This is a genomic window from Achromobacter sp. UBA5777 (genome assembly GCF_002418565.1).
Taxonomy (GTDB): Bacteria; Pseudomonadota; Gammaproteobacteria; order Burkholderiales; family Burkholderiaceae_B; genus Achromobacter; species Achromobacter animicus.
This window is the reverse complement of the sequence record NZ_DIEJ01000251.1, coordinates 1-632: the sequence shown is the minus strand read 5'-3', so window position 1 is coordinate 632 and position 632 is coordinate 1. Positions and strand designations below refer to the sequence as shown.

Here is a 632-nt window from a genome sequence, read left to right as displayed (position 1 = left end):
TCGGACAGCGCGAAGGGCTTGGCCATATAGTCGTCGGCGCCCAGGTCCAGACCCTTGACGCGCTGCTCGATGCTGTCGGCGGCGGTCAGGATGAGGACGGGCAGGGCGGAATTGCGGGCGCGCAGGCGGCGCAGCACTTCAAGGCCGGCCAGTTGCGGCAGGCCGAGGTCCAGGATGAGCAGGTCGAAAGCCTGGGCGGCCAGCGCGGAATCGGCGGAAAGACCATCGCGCACGGCATCCACGGCATAGCCGTTGTGGCGCAACGAGCGGGACAGGCCGTCGGCCAGGATGCTGTCGTCTTCGGCGATCAGGATACGCATGGGCTGCTGCTAGGAAGAAACACCGCGGCCCGGGGGCGGAAAAAGGGCAAAATACCGGGATCGCTCCGGATTCTGTCACACGCCGCCGGGCTTGCCACTCAGGGTATACGTGCAAAGAACTGGCACACTGGGTTTTTGTCCAGTACAATCCGATGCCATAATCTGATCCTCATTGCCAGACCCGCAGTTTTCCGACTTCCAGATACGTTACAGACAGGACTCCTCATGGACGACAAAACCACCAAGGCCGCCGCTTCGGAAAAAGCCAAGGCGCTTGCCGCCGCACTTTCGCAGATCGAAAAGCAGTTCGGC

Annotated in this window: 1 protein-coding gene; it reads right to left on the bottom strand. The window is 62.3% G+C overall.

What is annotated here, in order from left to right:
- Positions 1–320 (bottom strand): response regulator (locus B3446_RS21425; protein WP_414632414.1); only part of this gene is annotated, 320 nt, incomplete at its 3' end.
- Positions 321–632: the final 312 nt, after the last annotated feature.